The following is a 26,967-nucleotide window of genomic DNA, read 5'->3' on the forward strand; positions in this document are numbered from 1 at the left end:
GGCACTCCTTAACGATCTTTCGGGTCGAGGGCATCACGCAGGCCATCGCCGATAAAATTAAAACAAAACAGCGTCACCACCAGGAAAAAGGCGGGAAACATCAGCAGCCAGGGCGACACTTCCATGGAATTGGCGCCGTCGCTTAACAAGGCGCCCCAGCTGCTCAGCGGCTCCTGCGTGCCCAGCCCCAGGAAACTGAGGAACGACTCGAACAGGATCATGCTCGGCACCAGCAGGGACGCATAAACCACCACCACGCCCAACACGTTGGGGACGATATGGCGCAGGATAATATTGCGGGTACGCACCCCGCTGACCACCGCGGCCTCGATAAACTCCTTGCGTTTCAGCCCCAGGGTCTGGCCGCGCACGATACGCGCCATATCCAGCCAGGACACCATGCCGATGGCGATAAAGATCAAAAAGATATTGCGGCCGAAAAAAGTCACCAGCAGGATAACGAAAAACATAAACGGAAAAGAGTTGAGGATTTCCAGCAGGCGCATCATCACCGAGTCGGTTTTACCGCCGAGATAGCCGGACAGCGCACCGTAAAGCGTGCCCAGGATCACCGCCACCAGCGCGGCGGCGACGCCGACCATCAAGGAAATCCGTCCGCCGATGGCCACGCGCACCAGCAGATCGCGGCCGGAGGAATCGGTGCCGAAATAATGCGCGGATTCCATACTCGGCGCGGCCGACATCATGGCAAAGTCGGTATCGTCGTAACTGAATTGCGCCAGGGAAGGCGCCAGGGCGACAAACACCACGATCAGCGCCAGAACGATAAGGCTGGTTAGCGCGGCCTTGTTATGGATAAAACGCCGGCGGGCGTCCTGCCAAAGGCTACGGCCTTCCACTTGCAGCGTTTCGCTGAGTTTCTCCAGAGCCTCGCTATTTTTGTTACCAATCATCATGTGCGTGCTCCAGCTTAATAACGTATTTTCGGGTCGATAACCGCGTACAGCACATCGACAATCGCATTAAATAAAATCGTCAGCGCCCCGACCAGGATGGTCAGGCTTAACACCAGCGAATAATCACGGTTCAGCGCGCCGTTGACAAACAGCTGGCCGATCCCCGGCAGTCCGAAGATGGTTTCTATTACCATGGAGCCGGTAATGATGCCGACAAACGCCGGTCCCATATAAGAAATGACCGGCAGCAGCGCGGGTTTGAGGGCGTGGCTGAAAATAATGCGCCGCATGGGCAGTCCCTTGGCCCGGGCGGTGCGGATAAAGTTGGAGTGCAGCACCTCAATCATCGAGCCACGGGTGATACGGGCGATGCTGGCGATATAGGCCAGCGACAGGGCAATCATCGGCAGCAGCACAAACCTGGGCGCGCCGCCGTTCCAGCCGCCGCCCGGCAGCCATTTAAGCGTAATGGCGAAGATAAGCACCAGCAGCGGCGCCACCACAAAGCTGGGTATGACGACGCCGGTCATGGCAAAACCCATGGCCAGGTAATCCCATTTGGTATTTTGCCGCAGCGCCGCCATGACGCCGGCGAATACCCCCACCACCATCGCCAGTATAAACGCCGCCAGGCCTAGCTTGGCCGAGACGGGAAAAGAATTGGCCACCAAATCGTTAACCGAATAGTCTTTATATTTGAACGACGGGCCGAAATCACCGTGCGCCAGTTGGACCAGATACGCGCCGTACTGCTTTATCATCGGATCGTTGAGATGGTACCTGGCTTCGATGTTGGCCATCACTTCCGGCGGCAGGCCGCGCTCGCCGGTAAACGGACTCCCGGGCGCCAGCCGCATCATGAAAAATGAAATGGTGATCAATATGAATAGCGTCGGAATCGCTTCAAGCAACCGGCGGATAATAAACTTTAACATGCCCAATACCTATAACGTGCATTTATTCAAATCGTTCACTTGAACAGGAAAAACAGGGCACGGCCCGTGAAGACCCTGCCCTGTTGTCATCCATTACGCCTGGTTAATGTTTGATGATGTAAAGGTCTTTTACATACACATTATCCAGCGGATCTTTACCGGTATATCCACCAACATAAGGTTTCACCAGCCGGGCGTTCACATAGTAATACACCGGAACGATGGCGGAATCCTTATCCAGTTGCTGTTCAGCCTGCTGATACAAGGTTGTGCGCGCATCATCGCTCTTGGCGTCGACGGCGTCGGCAATCAGCTTATCAAAGGCCGGGCTGGAGTAATGGGCGGTATTGCTCGAACCATTGGTCAGCATAATGTTCAGGAAGGTGGTGGGTTCGTTGTAATCGGCACACCAGCCGGCGCGGGATACATCAAAGGTCCCCTGGTGACGGGTATCGAGGAAGGTTTTCCATTCCTGGTTTACCAACTTGACTTCCACGCCCAGGTTCTTTTTCCATATCGACGCAACGGCAATCGCCAGTTTCTTATGCAGATCGGAGGTATTGTACAATAAATCGAAGGTCAGCGGCTTATCCTTGGTGTAGCCGGCCTGCTCCAGCAGCTTACGCGCTTCGGCATTACGTTTGTCCTGGCTCCAGCCAAACCACTCCGGCGGGGTCAACTTGGCGCCGTCGGTATACGGAGGCGTAAAACCAAAGGCGGGCAAGTCGCCCTGGGCTTTAACCTTGTTAACGATAATATCGCGATCCAGCGCCAGTTTCAGCGCGGTGCGCACGCGCACATCGGTAAAGGGCGCCTTTTGGTTATTGATTTCATAATAATAGGTACACAGATACGGATCGACATGCACTTCTTTCGGGATTTCGCGTTTCAGCTTCTGGAATAATTCGATCGGCAGATTGTTATAGGTCATATCGGATTCGCCGGCGCGATAGCGGTTCACGTCGGTTACTTCCGAGGAAATCGGCAGGTAGGTCACCTGGTTGATCACCGTCTTGGCATTATTCCAATAGGACGGGCTACGCTCCAGCACCAGACGCTCGTTGACGACCCAATCCTTTACTTTATACGCGCCGTTGCCGACCCAATTGGCGGGCTGGGTCCATTTTTCACCAAACTGCTCCACCACCTTTTGCGGCACCGGCGACATGGCGGGGTTGCTCAGTAATTTAGGAAAATAAGGCACCGGCTGGCTCAGGGTCACTTCCAGCGTCTTATCGTCCACGGCCTTAACGCCCAGGGTATCGGGTTTCATTTTGCCGGCAATGATTTCATCGATATTCACGATATGGGCGTACTGCGGATAGCTTTCATACGGCGACGCGGTCTGCGGGTCGGCCAGGCGACGCCAGCTATAGACAAAATCCTGCGCCGTCACCGGATCGCCGTTGGACCATTTGGCGTCTTTGCGCAGATGGAAGATCCAGACTTTCGAGTCCTTGGTCTCCCAGCTTTCGGCGGCGCCCGGCTGCGTATGGCCGTACAGGTCGTTAATGGTCAGCCCTTCCAGCACATCGCGGTTGATATTGGATTCCGGCACCCCTTCTATCTTATGGGGATCGAGGGACTGTATTTCGGCGCCGTTGCCGCGCACCAATTCCTGTTTGTCGCTAAGCTGCACGCCGGCGGGAACGTCCGCGGCGAAAGAGGATCCTACCGACACGACGCCCAGTGCGGCAATGATGCCCGCCGCCAGCAGTGTCTTTTTCGTGATGTTGGTCATTATCAGTGCACTCCAGTTTTTTATTATTGCGTGGCCCCGGCTTTGCGGCACGCAGGTTCCCGTTAAACGGGTATGACAACTCCCACGCCAATTATGGTGAACGAAACCACAAGGCAAAGAAGCGGTATTCCTTATTGGTGAAGGCTATAAAGGAAACAAGCCGGCGCGGCGCCGGCAAAAACAGCAATCGGGTGGGACACAGGCCTGGCAAGAAGTTATTTACAGTTATCATGGCATCAAAAAATATCAGCCTTACATGGAAAAATAATTATTATTTAATCATTTGTTACATAAAAACACATAAGGTCAATTTATGGCCTGTAAAGAGAATAAACGCCTAATGATGCGTGAATAAACACTAATAACATCTGAGTAGCATTGTGACAAGACCCTTTGCCGCTTAGGCTGAAAAAAAATCCGGAAAATTCCGATAAAACCCGCTATCGTTTTGAAATAAAGCACGATTAATTTCCCATTATGCCGACAAAATCCCATTGCGCAGTTAATATACGCTGATGCTTTATGGTGCATTTTGGCCAATTCCGTGCATGTTTTGTCCTATTTTGATGCTGACCGTTATGAGCATCGCTGCGCGGGGTTAGGCAGGCAATGTTAAGGTGGATTTTTCTGGCGGCCTGCCGTTTTGCTTTCTCCCCCGGCGGTAAATCGCTATTTGGGGCGAATTTTGCAGCCAGTTTGTTAATTAATTGTAATCGTATTTATCCCGACATTTCATCGGTTAACGTAATTAAGGCACCTGTGTAACTTTTGCGGCCATCCCTCCATGCTGAATGGAGTCAGCATGCATAATTTGTGATATGTATCACATATAACTGCGGTAATACTCTTTAAGATCCCTTTAACGCAAAGCCGGGTAAGCATAAAAAAGCGGCAATTTAACTGAATTTTTTGTTAAAGTAGGTGATTGAAGAAACTCATTAAGTAAAAAGCTCATTGTGCCAATGCATATCCCTGATTGGGCAGATAGACTAACTGATATAATATTAGTCATATATATCTTTGTGGGCGAGGCGGGCAGGCTTTTTACTTAAAGAGTTTAACAATCTAACCCAAAATTTTAACATTTATTAGGAGAGCATTATGGCTGTTACTAATGTCGCTGAACTTAATACGCTGGTAGAACGCGTCAAAAAAGCCCAGCGCGAATATGCCAATTTTACCCAGGAGCAGGTGGATAAAATTTTCCGCGCCGCCGCCCTGGCCGCCGCCGATGCGCGCATCCCCCTCGCCAAGATGGCCGTAGCCGAATCCGGTATGGGCATCGTCGAAGATAAAGTGATTAAAAACCATTTTGCCTCCGAATATATTTACAACGCCTATAAAGATGAAAAAACCTGCGGCATCCTGGCCCAGGACGATACGTTCGGCACTATCACCATCGCCGAACCCATCGGTATCATCTGCGGTATCGTGCCCACCACCAACCCGACATCGACGGCTATCTTCAAGGCGTTAATCTGTCTGAAGACCCGCAACGGCATCATTTTCTCGCCGCATCCGCGCGCCAAGAACGCCACCAACCGCGCGGCGGAAATCGTGCTTAAGGCCGCCGTCGCCGCCGGTGCGCCGAAAGACATCATCGGCTGGATAGACGAGCCGACCGTGGAATTATCCAACCAGCTTATGCATCATCCGCTGGTCAACCTGATCCTCGCCACCGGTGGTCCGGGCATGGTCAAGGCCGCCTACAGCTCCGGCAAGCCTGCCATCGGCGTCGGCGCCGGCAACACCCCGGTCGTGGTGGATGAAACCGCGGACATCAAACGCGTGGTAGCGTCCATCCTGATGTCGAAGACCTTCGATAACGGCGTCATCTGCGCCTCCGAACAGTCGGTTATCGTGGTCGACGAAATCTATGACGCCGTACGCGAACGTTTCGCCAGCCATGGCGGCTATATGCTGCGCGGCGAGGAACTGAAGGCCGTTCAGGGCATCATCCTGAAAAACGGCGCGCTTAACGCGGCCATTGTCGGCCAGGCGGCATCGAAGATTGCCGATATGGCCGGTATCAAAGTGCCGGGCAACACCAAGGTGCTGATCGGTGAAGTGACCGTCGTGGACGACTCAGAACCCTTCGCCCATGAAAAACTGTCGCCGATGCTGGCCATGTACCGCGCCAAGAATTTCGAAGACGCCGTGATCAAAGCGGAAAAATTGGTGGAGATGGGCGGCATCGGCCATACCTCTTGTCTGTACACCGACCAGGATAACCAGCCTGAACGCGTGAATTTTTTCGGCGACAAGATGAAGACCGCGCGTATCCTGATCAACACCCCGGCCTCTCAAGGGGGTATCGGCGACCTCTATAACTTCAAGCTGGCGCCGTCCCTGACGCTGGGTTGTGGTTCCTGGGGCGGGAACTCGATCTCCGAGAACGTCGGGGTCAAGCATCTCATCAACAAGAAAACCGTGGCCAAGCGAGCTGAAAATATGATGTGGCATAAGCTTCCTAAATCCATCTATTTCCGTCGTGGTTCATTGCCGATCGCCCTGGACGAAGTGGCCAGCGACGGCGCAAAACGCGCCTTTATCGTCACCGACCGCTATCTGTTCAACAACGGCTATGCCGACCAGATTACCTCGGTGCTGAAAAACCACGGCATTGAAACCGAAGTGTTCTTCGAGGTTGAGGCCGATCCGACCCTGAGCATCGTGCGCAAGGGCGCCGAGCAGATGATGTCGTTTAAACCCGATGTCATCATTGCCCTCGGCGGCGGCTCGCCGATGGATGCCGCCAAGATCATGTGGGTGATGTACGAACATCCGGGTACCCCGTTCGAAGAGCTGGCGCTGCGCTTTATGGATATCCGTAAACGTATCTACAAGTTCCCGAAAATGGGCGTAAAAGCCAGGATGATTGCGGTTACCACCACCTCGGGCACCGGTTCGGAAGTTACGCCGTTCGCCGTGGTCACCGATGACGCCACCGGCCAGAAATACCCGCTGGCGGATTATGCCCTGGTGCCGGATATGGCGATTGTCGACGCCAACCTGGTGATGAACATGCCTAAATCCCTGTGCGCCTTCGGCGGCCTGGATGCGGTAACCCATGCGCTGGAAGCCTATGTGTCCATTATGGCCACCGAGTTTTCCGACGGCCAGGCGCTGCAGGCCATTAAGCTGCTTAAAGAATACCTGCCGGCCAGCTATCATGAAGGCGCCAAGAACCCGGTGGCCCGTGAACGCGTGCATAACGCCGCCACCATCGCCGGTATCGCGTTTGCCAACGCCTTCCTCGGCGTATGTCACTCCATGGCCCATAAACTGGGGTCGGAATTCCACATTCCCCATGGCCTGGCCAATGCTATGCTGATCTCCAACGTGATCCGCTACAACGCCAACGACAACCCGACCAAGCAGGCCGCGTTCAGTCAGTACGACCGTCCGCAGGCACGCCGTCGCTACGCCGAAGTGGCGGACCATCTGGGCCTGAGCAAACCGGGCGACCGTACCGCGCAGAAGATCGAGAATCTGCTCGCCTGGCTTGACGAAATCAAGGCAGACCTGGGCATCCCGACCTCTATTCGCGAAGCCGGCGTGCTGGAAGCAGACTTCCTGGCAAAAGTCGACAAACTGTCGGAAGATGCGTTCGATGACCAATGTACCGGCGCCAACCCGCGTTATCCGCTGATTGCCGAACTCAAGCAAATCCTGATGGATACCTACTACGGCCGTAAATTCGTCGAACCCTTTGAAAACGCCGTCGCGGCGGCCAATGCGCCCGCCCCTGTCGGTAATATCAAAGCGACGATAAATGACGTCGTGAAATCCGAGAAGAAAGGCAAGAAAGTCACCAGCTGATACTGCTGATGCCTGTCAGTCCCCCGTTCCGGCGGGGGAAACGCCAAAAAGCCCCGTAAGGGGCTTTTTTGTGTCCGCAGCGCTATCACTGCGCCCCCGCCTGGGGATGCGCGCTACGGCCCGCCTGGGCCGTTTAACGCGCTATCGCAACGCCAGCGCCGTACGGGGTATTCATAACTCCGGGTGCCCTTGCCTGCCTTTAGCCGTCCCCGGCGCGTCCCACCGCCCAGTCCTCAATACCGTCCCCGGCTTTCGCCGGCAACGCCGCCACTCGTAGACAAAGACCGCTGAAGGCCCCTAAAGGCCCCGACACGGGATTCCCGGGCCTGGGCGCGGCCGACGCCCAGGCCCGGTCATTGGCAGCCGCTGCGCGCCGCCTGGGCGGTTTAAGCGCGCGGGCTGCCTGCCTGGCGGATTCGCCGCCGGTCGGGACCGGCGCGAACCTAAGCCGACGGCGTCAGGCGCGTGTAACCTGGCACGGACACATCCTGTTCCAGCGCCTGTTTGTAATGTTTGCGGCAAACGGAGACATAACGCTCATCCCCGCCGATAACCACTTGTTGCCCATCATGCACGGGCTTGCCCTCGTCATTTAGCCGCAATACCCGGTTCGCCTTGCGACCGCAATAACAGATAGTTTTCAGTTCAATCAATTTATCCGCCCAGGCAAGAAGATATTGACTGCCGGGAAACAATTCCGCGCGAAAATCCGTTCTTAAGCCGTAGCAGAGCACCGGAATATCGAGCTGGTCCACGACATCGGACAACCCGTTAACCTGTTCCCGGGTTAAAAACTGGCTTTCGTCGACTAACACGCAGTGCAACGGCTCAAGCTGATGCGCCTGCGTGATGACGGCCAGTAAATCGGTATCGGGGCGGTATAGCTCGGCCGGCGAGGAAAGGCCGATACGGGAACGGACCTGCCCGCGCGCGAAGCGATTATCTATTTCCGCGGTAAATACCAGCGTACGCATGCCCCGTTCCTGATAATTATAGGAAGATTGCAGCAGCGCCGTCGATTTACCCGCATTCATCGCAGAATAATAAAAATATAGTTGAGCCATCAGCCCCATACCCCGGTGAAAAATCATGACATAATTAATATGACCATAAGTGTATCATATTCTTTAACACAAAGGCCCACCCCGCCCCGCGTCGGATTCACTCCCCCCGCCCTGCGCGGCGGTTGGCCGGGCCGGGTCTAATAAGGCGCCCCCGCCGCAATGAATAAAAATAGTGTAATTTTATTGAATCATTTACAGGCTACTTTACCATTCACCCTCCGGTCATTTGCCAGGCGCGCTTACCCCGGCGCCAGGTCGGACCTTCATTAACCGGCGGAGGTTAATGGGGGGCTTATAACCCTGCTATTTCCCCCTGATATAAACATGGCTCATAATGAAACGTCTTGTGCAATATGCGCTCCATAAAGTGCAGTAGGGGAAAAACGCAACATGGCGAATCAATTTGTCGTTACTCGCCCCAAGCCTTATATTTACTGTCGTTTGGCTGCGGTGGTTTAAAAAAAAGATTATTTTTTACTTTACTTACAAACTAGCTATTGCAGAAAAGAAACTACCGCTCTATTATTACCCCGACGCCCCATTTATATTATTCGAGATTAGGACAATGAGCGAAGCACTTAAAATTCTTAACAACATCCGAACTCTGCGTGCGCAAGCGAGAGAATGTACCCTGGAGACTCTGGAAGAAATGCTGGAGAAACTTGAGGTCGTTGTCAACGAACGCCGTGAGGAAGACAGCCAAGCACAGGCTGAAATCGAAGAACGCACCCGCAAATTACAGCAATATCGTGAAATGCTGATTGCCGACGGTATCGATCCGAATGAATTGCTGCAAACCATGAGCGCTTCTAAAGCAACGGGTAAAACCAAGCGTGCGGCACGTCCGGCTAAATATCAGTACACCGATGAAAACGGTGAAATCAAAACCTGGACCGGCCAAGGCCGTACGCCTGCCGTCATCAAGAAGTCTATTGAAGATGAAGGCAAGACGCTGGACGATTTCCTGCTTTAATCCAAATTACCGCTATTATAAATACCCGTTTGAATACTCAGCGGGTGTTTTTTTTACCGGTAAGCAAACCTCAGCTCATAATGTGCATAAATTATGAGCAGCATTATTAGCATAAGAAACATTTGGCGTTCGATCCGGGTGCCAGGCAATTTGTCCTTTACTGCCGCCGCCGGTGGAGTGATTAACCGTTAGCGGGCAGCGCTCACAAAAAGGCGACCTGAAGGTCGCCTTTTTGACATTAATCGCAACATCCCCCTAAAGTCATTGGTGATAATAATCACGATACCAATTGACAAAATGTTGTATTCCTTCCGCTACCTCCGTCTGCGGTTTAAAACCAATGGCTGCGTACAACGCCGCGGTATCCGCGCTGGTTTCAAGCACATCGCCGGGCTGCATCGGCAATAAATTCATCTCGGCCTTAATGCCCAGCGCATTTTCCAGCGCCTTGATGTATTCCATCAATTGGACCGGTTGACTATTGCCGATATTATATACGCGATACGGCGCGGAACTGGTGGCGGGAGACCCGGTTTCCACCGTCCATTGGCTGTCCGCCGTGGGAATGACATCCTGCAAACGGATAATGGCTTCCGCGATATCGTCTATATAAGTGAAATCACGCCGCATCTCGCCGCGGTTATACACATCGATAGGTCTGCCGGCAAGCATGGCTTCGGTAAATTTAAACAATGCCATATCCGGCCGGCCCCAGGGGCCGTATACGGTAAAAAAACGCAGACCCGTGGTTGGCAGTTGATAAAGATGTGAATAAGTATGAGACATTAACTCATTGGCTTTTTTCGTCGCCGCGTACAATGACACCGGATGATCCACCGTATCGTCAGTGGAAAACGGCATTTTACGATTCAGGCCATATACCGAGCTGGATGAGGCATAAAGCAAATGCCCGACGCCATTGTGACGGCACCCTTCCAGTATATTCAGATGGCCGATAAGGTTGGAGTCCGCGTACGCCAGGGGGTTTTCCAGCGAATAACGCACTCCCGCCTGCGCGCCCAAATGGATCACGCGTTCGAACCCTTCCCCGGCGAATAGGGACGCCATTCCCTGGCGGTCGGCTAAATCCAGCCGATGAAAGGTAAAGGCGGTGTCGCCCTGCAATTGCAGCAGCCGCGATTGCTTAAGGCGGACGTCGTAATAGTCGTTCAGGTTATCAATGCCGATGACCTGATGGCCGTCAGCAAGCAGGCGCCTGCTGACGTGATAACCAATAAAACCCGCGGCGCCGGTGACCAAAAATTTCATGGGGCCCCTCTTACTTATAAGACGCGAGCGAAGCCCCACGACCTATGGCGTAATACGTGAAACCACGGCTGGCCAGGCGTTCCGGATCGTACAGGTTGCGTCCGTCGAAAATGACCGGCTGCTTTAACGCCGATTTCAGCATATCAAAGTCAGGCGCGCGGAAATTTTGCCATTCGGTACAGATAACCAGGGCATCAGCCCCCTGCAGCGCGGCTTCCTTGGTGCCCATTAGCTTCAGGTCGGCACGGTGGCCGTAGATGCGCTGGGTTTCGTCCATCGCTTCCGGGTCAAAAGCCTGTACCTGCGCCCCGGCCTGCCATAGCGCTTCCATTAATACCCGGCTGGAGGCTTCGCGCATATCGTCGGTGTTGGGCTTGAAGGAGAGGCCCCACAAGGCAAAGGTTTTGCCCGCGAGATTGTCGCCGAAATGACGCTTGATAAACTGCGGCAGCTTATCCTTTTGCTGGTAGTTAACGTCTTCCACCGCCTGCAGCAGTTTGGGCTGGTAGCCGATATGCTCGGCGGTGCGGATCAGCGCCTGCACGTCTTTAGGGAAGCACGAACCGCCGTAGCCGCACCCAGGGTAAATAAAGTGATAGCCGATACGCGGATCCGAGCCAATGCCCTGGCGCACTTTCTCGATATCCGCGCCCAGCAGCTCCGCCAGGTTGGAGATCTCGTTCATAAAGCTGATCTTGGTGGCCAGCATGCAGTTAGCCGCATATTTGGTTAATTCCGCACTGCGGATATCCATCAGGATCATACGGTCATGATTGCGGTTGAACGGTTCGTAAAGTTCACGCAGCAGTTCAACCACGTCATCGTTATCGGTACCGACCACGATACGCTCGGGACGCATACAGTCGGCCACCGCGGCGCCTTCCTTAAGGAACTCGGGATTGGAGACCACGTCGAAAGTCAGCTTGCTGCCGCGCGCCTGTAGGGTTTCCTGCATAACGGCGCGAACTTTATCCGCCGTGCCGACAGGTACGGTGGACTTGTCCAGCACCACTTTATGATCGTCCATATACTGGGCAATGGTCCGGGCCACCGCGGTGACGTATTGCAGATCCGCCGAGCCGTCCTCGTCGGGAGGGGTGCCCACCGCGATAAACTGCATGATGCCGTGGCTAACGCCGGCCTTGGCGTCGGTGGTGAACTGCAGCCGGCCTGATTCGTAGTTCTGCTGCACCAGCGGGGTCAGCCCTGGTTCATAGATGGGGATGTTGCCGTTTTTCAGATTCTCGACTCTACGCGCGTCGACATCGACGCAAAGCACGTCGTGACCCACTTCAGCCAGTACCGCCGCTTGCACCAAACCAACATAACCGATACCAAACACAGTCACTTTCATGTTGAAATTCCTGGTAAAAAAATGCGCTCAAAAAAAAATCAATCCACGATGGTTTCTTTTAGCCATTGGGTAAATTCTTTGCCCAGGCTTTCATGACGAATGCCATATTCGACGAAGGCTTCCATGTAACCCAGTTTATTGCCGCAGTCGTGGCTCAGCCCCTTCAGGTGATAGGCTTCCACCGTTTCTTTTTCCATCAGCATGGCGATGGCGTCGGTGAGCTGGATTTCATTGCCGGCTCCCGGAGGCGTTTTAGCCAGCAGCGGCCAGATATCGGCGGACAACACATAACGGCCCACCACCGACAGGTTGGACGGCGCGTCCTCGGCGGCGGGTTTTTCCACCACGTTGACCATCGGCGCGCTTTCGCCGGGTTTCAATTCTTTGCCCTGGATATCCACCACGCCGTAGTTGGTTACGTCTTCCACCGGTTCAACCATGATCTGGCTGCGGCCCGTTTCGGCGAAGCGCGCCAGCATTTCGCTGAGATTTTCGGTTTTCAGGTTGGATTCGTATTCGTCGATAATGACGTCCGGCAGGATAACCGCCACCGGTTCGTCGCCCACCAGCGGATGGGCGCACATAACCGCATGTCCCAGCCCTTTCGCCAGGCCCTGGCGCACTTGCATGATGGTAACGTGGGGCGGGCAGATGGCCTGGATTTCAGCCAGCAGCTGGCGCTTAACGCGTTTTTCCAGCATGGCTTCCAGCTCAAAGCTGGTATCAAAATGGTTTTCGATGGAATTTTTAGAAGAATGGGTGACCAGGATAATTTCGTTAATGCCGGCAGCGATACATTCGTTGACAACATATTGAATCAGGGGCTTATCGACTAAAGGTAGCATTTCTTTCGGTATAGCCTTGGTCGCCGGCAACATACGCGTTCCCAAACCGGCCACAGGAATCACCGCTTTTCTTACTTTGGTATTAATTGCAGACATCAACCACCTCTCTCTTATCATCAAGATAATAAATTTTTTTATCTAATTTTAAACCTATCAAGTATATCAGTTTACGAAGAAGGTGCCTGATGAAAGGAGGGGTTTGTGAAGAAATTAGGACAATTACCCATTTTAGAACGGGTTATAAATTAATAACTTGGCTGGTCAAATAAACGGCAACCTGCAACGCATGCCGCAGGATGCGATTATTCCGTGGACAGCATTAACCGTAATCTGCCGCCCGCGCCCCAGACCTGGCACTGCCAGGCGTCGCAATGCTGGCTCACCTGGTTTAAATAGGCGCCGCTCATCGTGCCCAGCGGCACGCCGCTATTGAGCTGGATTTGCTGCTCATTGGCGCTGAGCGTGGCGTTCAACCCCGCCGATACCAGAATCAGGTTATTCAGGCCGCGGTGGTAGTACCCCACCAGCAGGGGAAACTGTCCGTCCAGGTTGGCCTTGCGCAGCAGTTGGTTCACCTGTTTCAACAGGGTGGTAAGCTCCGGCAGGCGATGGGCGCGGTTGGCCAGATGCGCCTGCAGCAGCCCGTTAAACAAGGCGCGCAGCAGCAAGGCGGCCAAAACGCCTTTTTCCTCCGCCCGGGTCACATCCAGGCAATAGAAGGCCAGATCGTGCTCGGATAAGGCGGCGATATCCAGCACCAGTCCAGGCTGCTCGGCCATGGTAAGTTGCCGGTAGGTCACCCGGCAGCGGGCAATATTCTGCTGTACCGGCGGCTGCAATTGCTTGAGCAGCTTAGCGGCGGCGCCGGGGTGCTGGCTTAAGGCGTCCCAATCCTGGAACAGTTGCTCTTCTTCGTCCACCTGCGAGGTAAACATATCGGGGTAAAGGCAGCCAAGCACGGTTTCCCGCAGACGGACAAAATCATCAAGGGGCTTGAGCAGCACATCCTGCACCCCAAGCCGCAGGACCTTGGCGATATCGGTCATCTGATCGGTACCGGAAACCACCAATACCGGCGTGGCGGCATCCACCGAGCGGAAACGCTCCACAAACGTCAGGCCGTTCATTTCGGCCATTTCAAGATCGCAGATTACCAGGTCCGGTTTAGTGATAGGCAGCATGCTCAGCGCTTCGCCGCCATGGGATGCTTCATGAACAACGGCCCCCAGCGATTGAAGAAATTGCGTCAGTACGGAGCGAAAAACAGCCTCGTCCTCAACAACTAAAATTTGTTTGTTTACTAACGGCTTCGCCATCAAAAACCTCTTTTTCCAATCAGCTTAACAGCGGCTCAAGCAGACCACTTTTACTTTTAAGAAATCTCAGGGGCTGATTAGTGTGTTGCTTATAATTTATGCGTTCCTGCGTTTGAACAGCAATCGGCTACATTGGTTACCGACCTATCCCCTGATACCCCATTCAACAAGCCGGATAACCTTCTCGACGGCGTTAAAATGATGTTGCTTAAGTAAGGAGCGTAGTAGTCATTAGGTAAAAATGCACCCTTTCCGGGCAAAATGATGGCGGTTTCGGCATATTTTGACAAGGATAAATAGCCTTTTCGTTGTAAAACCATATGCTTTTTTGTTCAAAATCATTGATTTTTTGCCTTGGCTTGAGGTATGGCATAAAATAGCGTCTTTACAGTCCGCGCGCCGTACCCGGCGCCGGATCTGACCGGTAGCAATGGTAATACAAGGCGGCTTTGCCGTCGTGACAAGAGGTGTTGTGGATATTCTTTGCCCATGCGATAGCGGCCTGCCTCCGGACCAGTGTTGCGCTGCGTTTATCAGCGGCGCCCGCCCGCCCCGGACGCCGGGCCAGTTAATGCGATCGCGTTATACCGCGTTCACGCAACGTAACGTCGATTACCTGATTGCCACCTGGCATCCGGACTGCGAAGCGGCGCGCTGGCGCGCTGAATTAACCGCCCAATGCGCGGTAACGCAATGGCGCGGGCTTGTGGTCAAGGCGGAATCCGCCGGCCGGGACGCGCAGGAGGGCTATGTTGAATTCATCGCCCGCTTTTTTGATGAGCAGCGGCATCGGCCGGGCTTTATCCATGAACGTTCACGCTTTGTCCGCATGGACGATCGCTGGTATTATGTCGACGGCCTGCATAAGCAGCCCGCCAGAAACGAGCCCTGCCCCTGCGGCTCGGGTAACAAATACAAGAAGTGTTGTGGACGCTGACCCGGCCGGTTCGTTCCGGTATGCTTTTCATGACATATCATCGGCTTCGACAGGATCAGCAAGTTAATGCAGTCGCAAACTATACAAAGAAAAATTTTACGCACCATTTGCCCGGATGAAAAAGGCCTGATCGCGCAAATCACCAGTATTTGTTTCAGCCATCATTTAAACATCGTGCAAAATAACGAATACGTTGATCATCGCAGCGGGCGTTTTTTTATGCGCACCGAGCTGGAAGGCGTATTTGACGACGCGCGGCTGCTGGCCGACCTAGATCGGGTTTTACCGGCCGGCACGGTGCGCGAGCTGAACCAGGCCGGGCGCCGCCGCATCGTGGTCCTGGTGACCAAGGAGGCGCACTGCCTGGGCGATTTGCTGATGAAAAGCACCTACGGCGGGCTGGATGTGGACATCGCCGCGGTGATCGGTAATCACGAGACGCTGCGCACGCTGGTGGAGCGGTTTGAAATTCCCTTTCATCTGGTCAGCCACGAAGGGTTTACCCGCGAAGAGCACGATGCGCGCATGGCGGAGCAGATCGATGGCTACCACCCTGATTATGTGGTCCTGGCCAAGTATATGCGCGTGCTGACGCCTACGTTTGTGCGCCGCTATCCCAACCAGCTTATCAATATCCACCATTCGTTCCTGCCCGCCTTTATCGGCGCGCGGCCCTATCACCAGGCTTACGAGCGCGGCGTAAAGATCATTGGCGCCACCGCCCATTACGTGAACGATAATCTGGACGAGGGGCCTATTATCAGCCAGGACGTGATTAACGTCGATCATACCTATACCGCGGAGGATATGATGCGCGCCGGCCGCGACGTCGAGAAAAACGTCCTGAGCCGGGCATTGTACCGGGTGTTGGCGCAGCGGGTCTTTGTTTACGGTAACCGCACCATTATCTTGTGAGGGGTTCCAGGGCGGTTTTGCCGCCTTGTGCCGAAAAAAACGGCAAGTGAATCATTTAACGCAAGTTTGTTCTTTACAGTGCCGTCTTATTTGATATGATGCGCCCCGCTTGACCAGATATTCATTTCTGAGCCAGGTGGGGTTCCCGAGCGGCCAAAGGGAGCAGACTGTAAATCTGCCGTCACTGACTTCGAAGGTTCGAATCCTTCCCCCACCACCATCTGCATACGCCGCATACATTCCCACAGCACCCAGGATTACCGACTTCCCGTTGGGGAAGGATGAGAACCTTCGGCCAAGGTTCGAGCCGAGCGCAGCGAGACAACGATGCGCCAGCATCGGCCCGCAGGGTGAGGAGCGCAGCGACGAATATTCCTTCCCCCACCACCATCTGCATACGCCGCATACATTCCCACAGCACCCAGGATTACAGACTTCCCGTTGGGGGGAGGATGAGAACCTTCGACCAAGGTTCGAGCCGAGCGCAGCGAGACAACGATGCGCCAGCATCGGCCCGCAGGGTGAGGAGCGCAGCGACGAATATTCCTTCCCCCACCACCATCTGCATACACCGCATACATTCCCACAGCACCCAGGATTACCGACTTCCCGTTGGGGGGAGGATGAGAACCTTCGACCAAGGTTCGAGCCGAGCGCAGCGAGACAACGATGCGCCAGCATCGGCCCGCAGGGTGAGGAGCGCAGCGACGAATATTCCTTCCCCCACCACCATCTCGTATACGCCTCATTATTTCCCAAAGCACCCAGGATTACCGACTTCCCGTTGGGGGGAGGATGAAACCTTCGCCAGGTTCGCCATCGTTTATAACCGTTTTTTTTTCTGCTACCATCACGTATCACTTCCTTGATGGCGCACAAAATGAAGTTTGTCTCCTTTAACATCAACGGGCTACGGGCCAGGCCCCATCAGCTCGAGGCCATTATCGAGCAGCATCAGCCCGACGTTATCGGCTTGCAGGAAACCAAAGTGCATGACGATATGTTCCCGCTGGAAGAGGTCTCCCGCCACGGCTACCACGTCTATTACCATGGCCAAAAAGGCCACTACGGCGTGGCGCTGCTGTGCCGCGAACAGCCGCTGGCGCTGCGCCGCGGGTTCGCGACGGACGAGGCCGACGCCCAGCGCCGCATTATCATGGCCGATTTCGCTACCCCGAAAGGCATCCTGACGCTGGTCAACGGCTACTTCCCCCAAGGGGAAAGCCGCGATCATCCGGTTAAGTTTCCCGCCAAGCAGCGTTTCTACCAGGATCTGCAACACTACGTTGAACAACACCACAATGCGCAATCCCTGTTGCTGATCATGGGCGATCTGAATATCAGTCCCACCGACCTGGATATCGGCATCGGCGAGGAAAGCCGTAAACGCTGGCTGCGCACCGGCAAATGCTCCTTTTTGCCCGAAGAGCGGGAATGGCTGGGACGTCTGCAGACCTGGGGCCTGGTTGATACCTTCCGCCAGCAATTTCCCGACAGCGCCGACCGGTTCTCCTGGTTCGATTACCGCTCGCGCGGCTTTGATGAAAATCGCGGGCTGCGCATCGACCTGCTGCTGGCGTCGCCGTTGCTGGCGCAGACCTGCACGGCCACCGGCATCGACTATGCTATCCGCGCCATGGAAAAACCGTCCGATCATGCGCCGGTCTGGGCGGATTTCACGCTGTGATTGCGCCGTCCCCGGTCATTGAGGTGGTGGCGGCCATTATCGAGCGCGACGGCCGCATTTTGGTGGCGCGGCGGGATGCCCGACGCGATCAGCCGGGCCTGTGGGAATTTCCCGGCGGCAAACAGGAGGCGGGGGAAAGCCAGCAGCAGGCGCTGCGGCGCGAGTTACAAGAGGAGTTGTCTATCGACGCCCTAATCGGCGCGTATATCGGCAGCGAACGCCTTACGCTGCCCGACCGCCATATCCAGCTGCACGCCTGGCACGTGACGGCTTTTAGCGGCAGGATATCGTTACACTGTCACAGTGAAATTGCCTGGCTTCCACCGGCGGTTGCCGCCACCTATGCGCTGGCGCCCGCGGATGGGCCGCTGTTACAGGCTTTTATACGTATACGCAGGCAATAAGGCGCGCGGCCAACGCCGGGCACAGGTATTTTTATGGCCATGCCGGCAGAAAAAATGTGACGGCGTCACAAAATGCCTCAGGCGGCGCCCGCCTGGGGTTTTGGCGTACCGCGGGGCGCGCGCCGGAAGGTTTTTTTGCCTGTCGCGCCGGTATTTCCCTTAGCAGCGGCAGGCGGCAGGCCGCGCAGTGACGGCGGCGCCGGCTGCTGTCGCGCCTGCTGGATAAGACTTTGCAGGGTAGCGGTCAGGGGCTGCATAAAATCCTCATAGCGGCACTGTTTTTCGCTGATTTTGGTCAGGGTCGCCTCCCAATGCGCGGTCATATCCGGGCTGGCGGCGCTGGGCGGCAGGGCATGGATCAGGCCGCGTCCCGTGCGGGTCGAGAGGATATTTCGCCCTTTTTTCACTAAAAACCCGCGGGTAAACAGCAGCTCGATAATGCCGGCGCGGGTGGCCTCGGTGCCCAGCCCGTCGGTGGCCCGCAGGATTTTTTTCAATTCCTTATCCTGCACAAACCGCGCGATACCGGTCATGGCGGACAACAGCGTCGCATCGTTGAACGGCCTCGGCGGCTGGGTCTCGCGGGACACCACTTCCCCCGACTCGCACAGCAGTTCATCCCCTTTCGCCACCACCGGCAGCGGCGTGCCGTCATTTTCCTCGTCGCGCTCCTTGCCGCCCAGCAGCGTGCGCCATCCTGCTTCCGCCAGAAAGCGCGCTTTGGCGACAAACTTGCCGCCGGCAATATCCAGATTGATCACGCAGCGGCGAAACATCGCATCGGCGCAAAACTGCATCAAATATTGCCGGGCCACCAGCGCATACACCTTATGCTCGTTCTCGGTGAGCGTCGTTTTGCCACCGCGGGCGGTGGGAATGATGGCATGATGCGCGTCCACCTTTTTATCATCCCAGGCGCGGTTTTTCTGGTCTTTATCCAGTGTTGCCTGCGTCATGAGGTCCGGCTGGTGGGCCTGGATGGCGTTAAGCACCGCCTGGCGCCCGGCAAAATGTTCTTCCGGCAGGTAACGGCAGTCCGAACGGGGATAGGTAATCAGCTTATGGGTCTCGTACAGGCGCTGGCAGACATCCAACACCTGCTGGGCGCTAAGTCCATAGCGCCTGGCCGCCTCGATTTGCAGGGTTGACAACGAGAACGGCAGCGGCGGCGCCTCGGCTTCCCGCTTATCCTGATACAGGGTTACGCGCGCCGGCTGGCCGGCGATACGGGTAACCACATGATCGGCCAGTGCGCGATGCAGCAGGCGTCCTTCCTCGTCCTGATAGGATTCGCAGGCCTCGCTGGGCACCCACAGGGCGACAAAGCGTTCTTGTGACGGTGTCACAATATGCGCCTTAACCTCAAAAAAGGTTTTCGGCACAAAGTTCTCGATTTCCTCATCGCGCTTGACCACCAGCCCCAGCACCGGCGTCTGCACGCGACCCACGGATAATACGCCTTGATAGCCGGCGTTGCGGCCCAGGAGGGTATAAGCGCGGGTCATATTGATGCCGTAAAGCCAATCGGCGCGCGCACGCGCCAGCGCGGAAACGCACAGCGGAATAAATTCGCGGTTTTCGCGCAGACGGGAAATAGCCTTGCTGACCGCCTGCGGATTGAGATCGTTGACCAGACAGCGTTTGGCATTGCGACGTTTATCCCCGCTCAGCGCCAGATAATCCAGCACCTCATCCACCAGCAGTTGGCCCTCGCGGTCCGGATCGCCGGCGTGGATCACTTCCGCGGCGTCGGCCAGCAGCTTTTTCACCACATTTAGCTGTTTTTGCACCGATGGCCGCGGCTGCAGCCGCCATTTTTGCGGCACGATAGGTAAATCGGCCAGCGACCAGCGGGCATAGCGGCTGTCATACGCGTCGGGCTGCGCCTGCTCAAGCAGATGACCGATACACCAGGTCACCACATGGTCCGGTCCGCAGGCTATATAGCCGTCTCCCCGGCGGTGGGGCTGCGGCAGGACATCGGCAATCGCCCGGGCCAGGCTGGGTTTTTCAGCAATAAAAAGCTGCATCGCGCACCCTCTATTTTACTCTTACACAGGCCGCCAGGGCCGGATCTACGGGCATCAGGATACCACTGTTGGCCAGGCCGCGCCACGCGCCGCCGGCGCGCGGCGCGGGCACATCGCGCAACGCCGGCCCGCCGGGAACGGCTAGAAGTGACGCACGAACGGCTCCGTATCCGGCGCCAGGATAGTGGTGGAGGCTTTCAACTGCGGGGTACCCAAATACAAAAAGCCGACGATCTCATCCTGTTCACGGCAGCCGAACGCCTGTTTCACAGCCGGCGCCGTCGCCCACAGGCCGGTGCGCCAGATGCCGTTGAAGCCTTGCGCCAGGGCGGCCATCTGCATCGCCTGCACTGCGCATCCCGCCGAAATGACCTGCTCCCATCGTGGAACTTTGGTCTGGGTATCGCACCAGGCCAGTACGGCGATAATCATCGGCGCCCTGAACGGCGCCTGCCGGGCTTTTTCAACGCCCTTTTCGTCCAGCCCGGCCTCAAGTGCCGACTGGTGCAGCAGTTCGCTAAAACGCGTACGCCCTTCCCCGTCGATGATGACAAAGCGCCACGGCTGCAGCGCGCCATGATCCGGGGCGCGCATGCCGGCGCGGATAATATTATCCAGGACGTCGCCGGCGGGCGCCGGCTCGGCAAGTCGTGACGCCGAACGCCGGTTTAACAAAAGTTCTAATGCATCCATTACCTTACTCCTGATGGTGGGCACGACCGCTACGGTAACATATGCCCTTGGTTGGAAACAGTATGACGCTTTTTAAGCGGATTTTTTCTTATCTTTAATGCTGACTTTTAGCGGGGGGATCTTTAGGATACCTGACAACACACTCTCATCGGCATCGTGACGACTATTCAGCCATCGTAACGTTGATGGTTAAACGTTGCTGAGTTGATTTTAGATTATGATTCCTGCACACGTAGTTTTTATGGAGCACACATGCGCACATTGTGGCGAATAATATCCGGCCCCTTCAGATGGTGCTGGCGTTTGTTAAATTTCATCCGCGAATTTATCCTGAACCTGTTTCTTATTTTCATTATTGTCGTCTGCGTAGGTATTTACCTGCAATTGCACCGGTCGGCGCCGGAGCCGGGCAAAGGCGCCTTACTGGTGGATCTTACCGGGGTGGTGGTCGAAAAGCCGTCGGTCAATAATAAATTACGGCAAATCGGCCGTGAATTACTGGGCGCATCCAGTAACCGTTTGCAGGAAAACTCATTGTTTGACGTGGTGGATATGCTGCGCCAGGCAAAATCCGATGGCAACATTACCGGCCTGGTGCTTTCGCTGAAGGATTTCGCCGGCGCGGACCAGGCCTCGCTGCAGTATATCGGTAAGGCGCTGCGCGAATTCCGCGACTCTGGCAAGCCGATCTATGCCGCCGGCGACAGCTACAACCAGGCGCAGTACTACCTGGCCAGCTTCGCCAATAAAATCTACCTTACGCCCCAGGGCGCGGTGGATCTTCATGGTCTGGCCACCAATAATCTGTATTACAAATCACTGCTGGATAAATTGAAGGTCAATACCCATATTTTCCGGGTCGGCACCTATAAATCCGCCGTGGAGCCGTTCCTGCGCGATGATATGTCCCCCGCCGCCCGTGACGCCGACAGCCGCTGGCTCGGCCAGTTATGGCAGCACTATGTAGATACCGTGGCCGCAAACCGCCAGATCACGTCTGATCAGCTGTTCCCCGGCGCCCAGGCGATGGTGGCCGGCCTGCGGTCCGTCGACGGCGATACGGCGCAGTTCGCGCTGGCGAATAAGTGGGTCGATACCGTGGCCTCCCGTGTGGCCATCGAAGCGGAAATGACCAAGGCCTTTGGCTGGAACAAGCAAAAAAACGCGTTTAACGCCGTCAGTATTTATGATTACCAGACGCCGCGGCAACCGCAAAAAGGCGGCCAGATTGCGGTTATTTTCGCCAACGGCGCCATTATCGACGGCCCGGAAACCCCGGGGTCGGTCGGCGGCGACACGACCGCCGGCCAGATCCGCGACGCCAGGCTGGATCCCGATGTCAAGGCCATCGTCTTGCGGGTTAACAGTCCCGGCGGCAGCGTCAGCGCCTCCGAGATGATCCGTTCCGAGCTCGAGGCGGCGCGCACCGCGGGTAAACCGGTGGTGGTTTCCATGGGCGGCATGGCCGCATCCGGCGGTTACTGGATTTCAACCCCGGCCAACTACATCATCGCCAGTCCCAGCACCCTCACCGGCTCGATCGGTATTTTCGGCGTTATCAACACCTTCGAGGATTCCCTGGGCAGCATAGGCGTCCATACCGATGGCGTCGCCACCTCGCCATTGGCCGATCTGTCGATGACCAAGGCGCTGCCGCCGGAATTTTCGCAGATGATGCAGCTCAACATCGAGAACGGCTACAAGAACTTTATTACGCTTGTGGGCAAGGCGCGGAACAAATCTCCCGAGGAGGTCGATAAGATTGCCCAGGGTCATGTCTGGGTCGGCAGCGATGCCAAGACCAACGGCCTGGTCGATCAGTTGGGGGATTTTGACGACGCGGTGGCGAAAGCGGCCGAACTGGCGAAATTACAGCAATACTACCTGAACTGGTATCTGGATGAGCCGAGCCTGCTTGATATGGTCATGTCGCAAACCAGCGCCGCGGTTTATGCGCATCTGCCCGTCATGATCCAGGCGTTCCTGCCGGTGCCGGCCGCGCAGATTTCCGCCCTGTTTTCCACCCAGGCCAACGCGTTTCCGAAATTGAACGACCCCCAGAACCGTTACGCCTATTGCCTTACCTGCGGTGACGTCCAATAACCTGGCCGCCCCAACCGATACCAGCCCCGTCCGGGGCTGGTGTTATTGCCTGCAGGACGTATAATTAGCGTATTATCCCGTCAACGCCTGTCCCTTCATGTCAAAAAAATCCATTTATGTTGCGTATACCGGCGGCACCATTGGTATGCAACGTTCCGAAAACGGTTATATCCCGGTCTCGGGGCATCTGCAGCGTCAGCTGGCCCTGATGCCGGAATTCTATCGCCCGGAAATGCCCGATTTCACCGTGCATGAATACACGCCGCTGATCGACTCCTCCGATATGACGCCCGACGATTGGCAACATATCGCCCAGGATGTCGCGGAAAATTATCATCGCTATGATGGGTTTGTTATTTTACACGGCACGGACACCATGGCGTTCACCGCCTCCGCGCTGTCGTTTATGCTGGAAAACCTGAATAAGCCGGTGATCGTCACCGGATCGCAGATCCCGCTGGAGGAACTGCGATCCGACGGCCAGACCAATCTGCTCAACGCGCTGTACCTGGCGGCCAACTATCCCGTGAATGAAGTCAGCCTGTTTTTTAACAATAAGATGTTTCGCGGCAACCGCGCCACCAAAGCCCACGCCGACGGTTTCGACGCGTTTGCCTCACCCAATTTGCCGCCGCTGCTGGAAGCGGGCATCCATATACGCCGCATGGCCTCCCCGCTGCCGCCCGGGGGCGACGGCGTGCTTATCAGTCATCCGATCACGCCGCAGCCGGTCGGGGTGGTCACGCTTTATCCCGGCATTTCCGCCGATGTGGTGGGCAATTTTTTACGCCAGCCGGTGAAAGCGCTGATCCTGCGCTCCTACGGCGTGGGCAACGCCCCGCAGCACCCGGCGCTGCTGGATGAATTGCGCCAGGCGGTGGCGCGTGGAAGCATCGTGGTCAACCTGACCCAATGTTTTTCCGGCCGGGTCGATATGGGCGGCTACGCTACCGGCAACGCCCTGGCGCGGGCCGGCGTTATCAGCGGATTTGATATGACCGTCGAGGCCACCCTGACCAAACTGCACTTTTTATTGAGCCAGTCGCTGCCGGCCGCCGATATTTGCCGTCTGATGCAGCAAAACCTGCGCGGGGAGTTAACCGTTAAAGAGTGAACGGGAGAGATCTATGAACAGCGCCTTACTGTTGATCGATTTACAAAATGATTTTTGCCCGGGCGGCGCGCTGGCGGTCGCCGAGGGAGACGCGGTGATAAGCGTCGCCAACCAGGCGATGGCCTTTTGCCGCCGGTCGGGTTTCCCGGTGGCGGCCTCGCTGGACTGGCATCCACGCCAGCACGGCAGTTTTGCGGTCAACGCCGGCGCCCGGGTGGGCGATACCGGCATGCTGGACGGTCTCAGCCAGGTATGGTGGCCGGTGCACTGCGTACAGGATACCCCCGGGGCGCAGTTGCACCCGCAGTTGCATCAGCAATGGATTGATAAGAAGATCCTCAAGGGCCGCCAGCCCGAGATAGACAGCTACAGCGCATTTTTTGATAACGGCCATCGCCAGCAGACCGAGCTGGATGACTGGCTGCGCGCGCTGGATATCACCCATCTGACGGTGATGGGGCTGGCGACCGACTATTGCGTAAAGTTCACCGTGCTTGACGCGCTGTCGCTGGGCTATCGCACCGACGTGCTCACCGAAGGATGCCGCGGCGTCAACCTGGACGCCGGCGACAGCCAAAGGGCGCTGGAGGAAATGCGCCGCCACGGCGCCAGGCTGGTGACCCTGGATGAGATGATGCGCGGCGTCTGAGCGCGAAGCGGCGCCGGCGAAGGATAGGCGTTTCCCGGCATGGTGACGCGGCCGCGCCTGCCGGGGTGGCCGCGCTATTCGGGCTTGATACGCGCCACCGGTCGCCCGGTCAGTTCCTCAAGCAGCTCGCGCTTGCTTTTCATCACGATTTGCCCGTCGGTGCCGATGCTCATATGCTCCGGCTGATGATTATGACGGGCCTGCCACAGCATCACCATTTGCAGGCAGTTATCCTTTTGTTCGGCGGTCAGGGGAACGCCGTCGGGCCATTTGCCCAGTTCCACCGCCGTTTTCAGGCGCTGGTAGATGTCAGGCGTCAGGTTAGCCAGTAGCGCATCAACGTCCACGATTTATTCCTTATCATAAGAATAATTAGCTGAATCGATAAAGCTTGCCTCCGCCGGCAGCGATACGCGCGGGTGTGTTACGTGCGAATCAGCCGTCGATTTCTTCGCCATTTTCCTGGTCCTTAAAACGCAGCGAAGCGGAGTTAACGCAAAAACGGGCGCCGCCGGGCTGCGGCCCGTCCGGGAATACGTGCCCAAGATGGGCATCGCAATTGCCGCAGCGGATCTCCACGCGATGCATACCATGGGAGTTGTCGTCCAGATAACGGATGGCGGACTCGTTAACCGGCTCGTAAAAACTCGGCCAGCCGCAGCCGGAGTCATATTTGGTTGCAGAAAAAAACAGCGGCGCGTTGCAGCACAGGCAGTGGTACTGGCCGGTGCGCTTATTTTCCAGCAACTTACCGCTATAAGGCGGCTCGGTGCCCCGCTCCTGCGTGACGTGGCGCTGCATATCGGTCAGATGGTCGGGGACGATGCGATCGGGATCATTTTTAGCCATACGTGCGATTCTCAGGCGGTGAATGAATGATAAGGGTTTTGAACCGGCTTATTATAACAAATAATTAACAACACCGGGATGATTTTTAGCTTAAACTAGAGGGCGAGAAACGACGTGAGCGGTAAGTGTGATGCATGTCACATTTAGCTGCCAGGTGCAGTTTAAATGGCGGGCTACGGCCCCCATCTTATTCGTAGCTGTGCGGGCGGCGGAACGGACAATTTACGTTCAAATGGTGTGATTACGTTTGATTTGCAGCAATAATTGACACGATTCCGCTTGACGCTGCGCGAGGTTTTTGTAAGTTTACAAGTAACCTTTTATTCACTAATAATTAGCTGGTGGAATATATGACTATCAAAGTAGGTATCAACGGTTTTGGCCGTATCGGCCGTATTGTTTTCCGTGCTGCGCAGGAACGTGACGATGTCGAAATCGTCGCCATCAATGACCTGTTAGACGCCGACTATATGGCTTACATGCTGAAGTATGATTCAACTCACGGTCGTTTCGACGGTACCGTGGAAGTGAAAGACGGCCATCTGGTTGTAAACGGCAAAACCATCCGTGTTACCGCTGAGAGAGATCCGGCTAACCTGAAATGGGGTGACGTTGGCGTTGACGTGGTTGCAGAAGCCACCGGCATCTTCCTGACCGACGAAACCGCCCGCAAGCACATCACCGCCGGCGCTAAGAAAGTGGTCCTGACGGGCCCTTCCAAGGACAATACCCCGATGTTCGTCATGGGCGTGAACCATAAATCCTATGATGGCCAGGATATCGTGTCCAACGCTTCCTGTACCACCAACTGCCTGGCGCCGCTGGCCAAAGTACTTAACGATAAATTCGGTATCGTTGAAGCGCTGATGACCACCGTACACGCCACCACCGCAACGCAGAAAACCGTCGACGGCCCGTCCCATAAAGACTGGCGCGGCGGCCGCGGCGCGTCCCAGAACATCATTCCGTCCTCAACCGGCGCCGCCAAGGCCGTGGGTAAAGTTATCCCCGAGCTGAACGGTAAACTGACCGGCATGTCCTTCCGTGTTCCGACCCCGAACGTTTCCGTTGTCGATTTAACCGCGCGCATTGAAAAAAGCGCAACGTATGAAGAAATCTGCGCAGCGATGAAAGCAGCGTCCGAAGGCGAACTGAAAGGCGTAATGGGCTACACCGATGAAGACGTGGTTTCCACCGATTTCAACGGCGAAAAACTGACGTCGGTATTTGACGCCAAAGCCGGCATCGCGCTGAACAAGAATTTTGTAAAATTGGTAGCCTGGTACGATAACGAAACAGGTTATTCCAATAAAGTACTGGATCTGATTTCCCATATCGCCAAGTAATCAT

22 protein-coding genes, 1 tRNA gene and 3 other RNA genes are annotated in these 26,967 nt (G+C 55.8%); 14 read left to right on the forward strand and 12 right to left on the reverse strand.

The window, feature by feature from the left end; all coding sequences use genetic code 11:
• Nucleotides 1-8: 8 nt before the first annotated feature.
• The 3 genes from oppC to oppA form a co-directional block, all read right to left on the reverse strand.
• Nucleotides 9-917: an oligopeptide ABC transporter permease OppC gene (oppC, locus tag ACL2XF_RS09345; RefSeq protein ID WP_410015245.1), complete on the reverse strand. Its 909-nt coding sequence runs from the start codon at nucleotides 915-917 to the stop codon at nucleotides 9-11.
• Nucleotides 918-931: 14 nt separating this feature from the next.
• Nucleotides 932-1,852, reverse strand: a complete 921-nt coding sequence (gene oppB, locus ACL2XF_RS09350) for an oligopeptide ABC transporter permease OppB (protein ID WP_410015246.1) — start codon at nucleotides 1,850-1,852, stop codon at nucleotides 932-934.
• Between the two features lie 103 nt (nucleotides 1,853-1,955).
• On the reverse strand, nucleotides 1,956-3,593 hold the full coding sequence (gene oppA, locus ACL2XF_RS09355; protein ID WP_410015247.1) for an oligopeptide ABC transporter substrate-binding protein OppA: 1,638 nt from the start codon (nucleotides 3,591-3,593) through the stop codon (nucleotides 1,956-1,958).
• A 1,101-nt stretch (nucleotides 3,594-4,694) separates the two neighbouring features.
• On the opposite strand from oppA, the gene adhE reads away from it, so the two are divergent.
• Nucleotides 4,695-7,415, forward strand: a complete 2,721-nt coding sequence (gene adhE / locus ACL2XF_RS09360; RefSeq protein ID WP_410015248.1) for a bifunctional acetaldehyde-CoA/alcohol dehydrogenase — start codon at nucleotides 4,695-4,697, stop codon at nucleotides 7,413-7,415.
• Between the two features lie 443 nt (nucleotides 7,416-7,858).
• Here the strand turns inward: adhE and ACL2XF_RS09365 are convergent, their stop codons facing one another.
• On the reverse strand, nucleotides 7,859-8,479 hold the full coding sequence (locus ACL2XF_RS09365) for a thymidine kinase (protein ID WP_410015249.1): 621 nt from the start codon (nucleotides 8,477-8,479) through the stop codon (nucleotides 7,859-7,861).
• 565 nt (nucleotides 8,480-9,044) lie between these two features.
• Here ACL2XF_RS09365 and hns point away from each other — a divergent pair.
• Complete coding sequence (gene hns, locus ACL2XF_RS09370) at nucleotides 9,045-9,452, forward strand: histone-like nucleoid-structuring protein H-NS (RefSeq protein WP_410015250.1); 408 nt, start codon at nucleotides 9,045-9,047, stop codon at nucleotides 9,450-9,452.
• 261 nt (nucleotides 9,453-9,713) lie between these two features.
• On the opposite strand, the gene ACL2XF_RS09375 is transcribed toward hns, so the two are convergent.
• The 4 genes from ACL2XF_RS09375 to rssB all read right to left on the reverse strand — a co-directional run bounded on the left by ACL2XF_RS09375 (nucleotide 9,714) and on the right by rssB (nucleotide 14,236).
• A complete protein-coding gene (locus ACL2XF_RS09375) occupies nucleotides 9,714-10,721 on the reverse strand; it encodes an NAD-dependent epimerase (protein WP_410015251.1) in 1,008 nt (335 codons plus the stop codon).
• Nucleotides 10,722-10,731: 10 nt separating this feature from the next.
• Nucleotides 10,732-12,075, reverse strand: coding sequence for a UDP-glucose dehydrogenase family protein (locus ACL2XF_RS09380; RefSeq protein ID WP_413722779.1), 1,344 nt, complete (start codon nucleotides 12,073-12,075; stop codon nucleotides 10,732-10,734).
• Nucleotides 12,076-12,113: 38 nt separating this feature from the next.
• Nucleotides 12,114-13,016, reverse strand: coding sequence for a UTP--glucose-1-phosphate uridylyltransferase GalU (gene galU, locus ACL2XF_RS09385; protein ID WP_410015253.1), 903 nt, complete (start codon nucleotides 13,014-13,016; stop codon nucleotides 12,114-12,116).
• A 206-nt stretch (nucleotides 13,017-13,222) separates the two neighbouring features.
• A complete protein-coding gene (gene rssB, locus ACL2XF_RS09390; protein ID WP_410015254.1) occupies nucleotides 13,223-14,236 on the reverse strand; it encodes a two-component system response regulator RssB in 1,014 nt (337 codons plus the stop codon).
• Nucleotides 14,237-14,666: 430 nt separating this feature from the next.
• On the opposite strand from rssB, the gene ACL2XF_RS09395 reads away from it, so the two are divergent.
• The 8 genes from ACL2XF_RS09395 (at nucleotide 14,667) to ACL2XF_RS09430 (ending at nucleotide 18,179) form a co-directional block, all read left to right on the forward strand.
• On the forward strand, nucleotides 14,667-15,173 hold the full coding sequence (locus ACL2XF_RS09395; protein ID WP_413728492.1) for a YchJ family protein: 507 nt from the start codon (nucleotides 14,667-14,669) through the stop codon (nucleotides 15,171-15,173).
• A 66-nt stretch (nucleotides 15,174-15,239) separates the two neighbouring features.
• Nucleotides 15,240-16,088, forward strand: a complete 849-nt coding sequence (gene purU, locus ACL2XF_RS09400) for a formyltetrahydrofolate deformylase (protein WP_410015256.1) — start codon at nucleotides 15,240-15,242, stop codon at nucleotides 16,086-16,088.
• 135 nt (nucleotides 16,089-16,223) lie between these two features.
• Nucleotides 16,224-16,308: transfer RNA gene (locus tag ACL2XF_RS09405), tRNA-Tyr, on the forward strand.
• A 40-nt stretch (nucleotides 16,309-16,348) separates the two neighbouring features.
• Nucleotides 16,349-16,478: non-coding RNA, RtT sRNA (locus ACL2XF_RS09410), on the forward strand.
• Nucleotides 16,479-16,519: 41 nt separating this feature from the next.
• Nucleotides 16,520-16,649, forward strand: a non-coding RNA gene (locus ACL2XF_RS09415) — RtT sRNA.
• A 41-nt stretch (nucleotides 16,650-16,690) separates the two neighbouring features.
• Nucleotides 16,691-16,820: non-coding RNA, RtT sRNA (locus ACL2XF_RS09420), on the forward strand.
• A 148-nt stretch (nucleotides 16,821-16,968) separates the two neighbouring features.
• Nucleotides 16,969-17,775 (forward strand): exodeoxyribonuclease III, encoded by an 807-nt coding sequence (gene xthA / locus ACL2XF_RS09425; protein ID WP_410015257.1) that lies wholly within the window; start codon nucleotides 16,969-16,971, stop codon nucleotides 17,773-17,775.
• Nucleotides 17,775-18,179 (forward strand): pyrimidine (deoxy)nucleoside triphosphate diphosphatase, encoded by a 405-nt coding sequence (locus ACL2XF_RS09430; protein WP_410016556.1) that lies wholly within the window; start codon nucleotides 17,775-17,777, stop codon nucleotides 18,177-18,179. The genes xthA and ACL2XF_RS09430 overlap by 1 nt, the downstream gene beginning before the upstream one ends.
• A gap of 77 nt (nucleotides 18,180-18,256) precedes the next feature.
• Here ACL2XF_RS09430 and ACL2XF_RS09435 read toward each other — a convergent pair whose 3' ends face one another.
• Together ACL2XF_RS09435 and ACL2XF_RS09440 are read right to left on the reverse strand one after the other, a co-directional pair.
• Nucleotides 18,257-20,209 (reverse strand): DNA topoisomerase III, encoded by a 1,953-nt coding sequence (locus ACL2XF_RS09435; RefSeq protein ID WP_413728493.1) that lies wholly within the window; start codon nucleotides 20,207-20,209, stop codon nucleotides 18,257-18,259.
• A gap of 141 nt (nucleotides 20,210-20,350) precedes the next feature.
• Nucleotides 20,351-20,902 carry an NAD(P)H nitroreductase gene (locus tag ACL2XF_RS09440; RefSeq protein ID WP_410015259.1) on the reverse strand — a complete coding sequence of 184 codons (552 nt, stop codon included), beginning with the start codon at nucleotides 20,900-20,902 and terminating at the stop codon, nucleotides 20,351-20,353.
• Between the two features lie 252 nt (nucleotides 20,903-21,154).
• Between ACL2XF_RS09440 and sppA the strand changes: the two genes are divergently transcribed.
• From sppA to pncA, 3 genes are all read left to right on the forward strand, one after another.
• Nucleotides 21,155-23,005 carry a signal peptide peptidase SppA gene (gene sppA / locus ACL2XF_RS09445; protein ID WP_413728494.1) on the forward strand — a complete coding sequence of 617 codons (1,851 nt, stop codon included), beginning with the start codon at nucleotides 21,155-21,157 and terminating at the stop codon, nucleotides 23,003-23,005.
• A 97-nt stretch (nucleotides 23,006-23,102) separates the two neighbouring features.
• Entirely contained in the window at nucleotides 23,103-24,119 is a 1,017-nt protein-coding gene (gene ansA / locus ACL2XF_RS09450; RefSeq protein ID WP_410015260.1) for an asparaginase, read from the forward strand.
• A gap of 13 nt (nucleotides 24,120-24,132) precedes the next feature.
• Entirely contained in the window at nucleotides 24,133-24,768 is a 636-nt protein-coding gene (gene pncA, locus ACL2XF_RS09455) for a bifunctional nicotinamidase/pyrazinamidase (RefSeq protein ID WP_410015261.1), read from the forward strand.
• A 74-nt stretch (nucleotides 24,769-24,842) separates the two neighbouring features.
• Here pncA and ACL2XF_RS09460 read toward each other — a convergent pair whose 3' ends face one another.
• Nucleotides 24,843-25,115, reverse strand: a complete 273-nt coding sequence (locus tag ACL2XF_RS09460) for a YeaC family protein (RefSeq protein ID WP_410015262.1) — start codon at nucleotides 25,113-25,115, stop codon at nucleotides 24,843-24,845.
• Nucleotides 25,116-25,203: 88 nt separating this feature from the next.
• Entirely contained in the window at nucleotides 25,204-25,617 is a 414-nt protein-coding gene (gene msrB / locus ACL2XF_RS09465) for a peptide-methionine (R)-S-oxide reductase MsrB (RefSeq protein ID WP_410015263.1), read from the reverse strand.
• Between the two features lie 350 nt (nucleotides 25,618-25,967).
• Here msrB and gapA point away from each other — a divergent pair, with 350 nt between their 5' ends.
• On the forward strand, nucleotides 25,968-26,963 hold the full coding sequence (gene gapA, locus ACL2XF_RS09470; protein ID WP_410015264.1) for a glyceraldehyde-3-phosphate dehydrogenase: 996 nt from the start codon (nucleotides 25,968-25,970) through the stop codon (nucleotides 26,961-26,963).
• Nucleotides 26,964-26,967: the final 4 nt, after the last annotated feature.

Origin of the sequence: Sodalis sp. RH19, from assembly GCF_047324215.1 — a bacterium.
Taxonomy (GTDB): domain Bacteria; phylum Pseudomonadota; class Gammaproteobacteria; order Enterobacterales; family Enterobacteriaceae; genus Acerihabitans.